At 45.0% G+C, this 3,122-nt stretch carries 1 tRNA gene, 2 rRNA genes and 1 other annotated feature; all 3 genes read left to right on the forward strand.

Features of this window, described 5'->3' with window-relative positions:
• Positions 1-285: 285 nt before the first annotated feature.
• Positions 286-1,821, forward strand: a 16S ribosomal RNA gene (locus tag I6F45_RS21085).
• 76 nt (positions 1,822-1,897) lie between these two features.
• Positions 1,898-1,974, forward strand: a tRNA-Ile gene (locus I6F45_RS21090).
• Between the two features lie 609 nt (positions 1,975-2,583).
• Positions 2,584-2,709 (forward strand) — a sequence feature (23S ribosomal RNA rRNA prediction is too short).
• A gap of 138 nt (positions 2,710-2,847) precedes the next feature.
• A 23S ribosomal RNA gene (locus I6F45_RS21095) occupies positions 2,848-3,122 on the forward strand; the annotation flags it as partial.

Consider the following 3,122-nt stretch of genomic DNA (forward strand, 5'->3'; position numbering starts at 1 on the left):
ACTCGAAAAATAAAGGGTGTATTATTCGCATCCCTTGAGACGCTAAAGCGACTCAAAACGTTCTTTAACAATATAAAGCAATCATCTGTGTGGGCACTCGTACAGATTGAGTTCTAACAGCTAAACTACTTAGGTAGCGAGGCAAATAAATTTAGAGTCTCAATTGAAAACTGAGTGACCAACAGAATAGTTATTTCGGTAATTATTCGGCACAGTCAATTCAATATCGAAAGATATTAAAATAAATTCAGAATTCATTGAGCTGTCGAAAGACATAAAACTTTTTAATTGAAGAGTTTCATCATACCTCAGATTGAACGCTGGCGGCAGGCCTAACACATGCAAGGCGAGCGGTAACAGAGAGTAGCTTGCTACTTTGCTGACGAGCGGCGGACGGGTGAGTAATGCTTGGGAACATGCCTTGAGGTGGGGGACAACAGTTGGAAACGACTGCTAATACCGCATAATGTCTACGGACCAAAGGGGGCTTCGGCTCTCGCCTTTAGATTGGCCCAAGTGGGATTAGCTAGTTGGTGAGGTAATGGCTCACCAAGGCGACGATCCCTAGCTGGTTTGAGAGGATGATCAGCCACACTGGGACTGAGACACGGCCCAGACTCCTACGGGAGGCAGCAGTGGGGAATATTGCACAATGGGCGCAAGCCTGATGCAGCCATGCCGCGTGTGTGAAGAAGGCCTTCGGGTTGTAAAGCACTTTCAGTCAGGAGGAAAGGTTAACGGTTAATACCCGTTAGCTGTGACGTTACTGACAGAAGAAGCACCGGCTAACTCCGTGCCAGCAGCCGCGGTAATACGGAGGGTGCGAGCGTTAATCGGAATTACTGGGCGTAAAGCGTACGCAGGCGGTTTGTTAAGCGAGCTGTGAAAGCCCCGGGCTCAACCTGGGAACTGCAATTCGAACTGGCAAACTAGAGAGTGATAGAGGGTGGTAGAATTTCAGGTGTAGCGGTGAAATGCGTAGAGATCTGAAGGAATACCGATGGCGAAGGCAGCCACCTGGGTCAACACTGACGCTCATGTACGAAAGCGTGGGGAGCAAACGGGATTAGATACCCCGGTAGTCCACGCCGTAAACGATGTCTACTAGAAGCTCGGAGCCTCGGTTCTGTTTTTCAAAGCTAACGCATTAAGTAGACCGCCTGGGGAGTACGGCCGCAAGGTTAAAACTCAAATGAATTGACGGGGGCCCGCACAAGCGGTGGAGCATGTGGTTTAATTCGATGCAACGCGAAGAACCTTACCTACACTTGACATACAGAGAACTTACCAGAGATGGTTTGGTGCCTTCGGGAACTCTGATACAGGTGCTGCATGGCTGTCGTCAGCTCGTGTTGTGAGATGTTGGGTTAAGTCCCGCAACGAGCGCAACCCCTATCCTTAGTTGCTAGCAGGTAATGCTGAGAACTCTAAGGAGACTGCCGGTGATAAACCGGAGGAAGGTGGGGACGACGTCAAGTCATCATGGCCCTTACGTGTAGGGCTACACACGTGCTACAATGGCGCATACAGAGTGCTGCGAACCTGCGAAGGTAAGCGAATCACTTAAAGTGCGTCGTAGTCCGGATTGGAGTCTGCAACTCGACTCCATGAAGTCGGAATCGCTAGTAATCGCGTATCAGAATGACGCGGTGAATACGTTCCCGGGCCTTGTACACACCGCCCGTCACACCATGGGAGTGGGTTGCTCCAGAAGTAGATAGTCTAACCCTCGGGAGGACGTTTACCACGGAGTGATTCATGACTGGGGTGAAGTCGTAACAAGGTAGCCCTAGGGGAACCTGGGGCTGGATCACCTCCTTATACGATTTAGAACTTATTTGTTCGTAGTGTCCACACAGATGATTGTTATTGTAAAGAGAACAACACTTATTGTTTTGGGTCTGTAGCTCAGCTGGTTAGAGCGCACCCCTGATAAGGGTGAGGTCGGTAGTTCAAATCTACTCAGACCCACCACTTCTTATCTAATTAAGAAGATGGTTAAAAANATTAGTGCTTGTCCTTCGGGATAACTAATTAATATGCTCTTTAAAAATTTGGAAAAGCTGATAATAAAATTCTGATAGATACATTGTATTTATCAAGAGTTTTCAAAAGTAAAAAAAGAATGGTAGCAGTACCATTCAGTGCCATTTAGTTAACTCTTATGAGTTGATTGATTGGTATCTACTTTAGTATTCAATATTGACTTCTGGCGAAGTTAAACTGTCACAAAACAAAGACCCGTTTGGGTTNTTCTTTATCAGGCCATTAACCGCCTGAGAATAGAGTGTGTTTAATTTTGAGAAGTTTTTACATCTCTTGCTCTTTAAAAATTTGGAAAAGCTGATAATAAAATTCTGATAGATACATTGTATTTATCAAGAGTTTTCAAAAGTAAAAAAAGAATGGTAGCAGTACCATTCAGTGCCATTTAGTTAACTCTTATGAGTTGATTGATTGGTATCTACTTTAGTATTCAATATTGACTTCTGGCGAAGTTAAACTGTCACAAAACAAAGACCCGTTTGGGTTGTATGGTTAAGTGACTAAGCGTACACGGTGGATGCCTTGGCAGTTGGAGGCGATGAAGGACGTATTAACTTGCGATAAGCTTAGTCAAGCTAGTAAAAAGCGCTTGAGACTAAGATTTCCGAATGGGGAAACCCACCTGCTTGCAGGTATCGTTAACTGAATACATAGGTTAACGANAAAAAAGAATGGTAGCAGTACCATTCAGTGCCATTTAATTAACTCTTTGAGTTGATTGATTGGTATCTACTTTAGTATTCAATATTGACTTCTGGCGAAGTTAAACTGTCACAAAACAAAGACCCGTTTGGGTTGTATGGTTAAGTGACTAAGCGTACACGGTGGATGCCTTGGCAGTTGGAGGCGATGAAGGACGTATTAACTTGCGATAAGCTTAGTCAAGCTAGTAAAAAGCGCTTGAGACTAAGATTTCCGAATGGGGAAACCCACNCCTTGGCAGTTGGAGGCGATGAAGGACGTATTAACTTGCGATAAGCTTAGTCAAGCTAGTAAAAAGCGCTTGAGACTAAGATTTCCGAATGGGGAAACCCACCTGCTTGCAGGTATCGTTAACTGAATACATAGGTTAACGA

The organism is Pseudoalteromonas sp. SWYJZ19, from assembly GCF_015864375.1.
Classification (GTDB): domain Bacteria; phylum Pseudomonadota; class Gammaproteobacteria; order Enterobacterales; family Alteromonadaceae; genus Pseudoalteromonas; species Pseudoalteromonas arctica.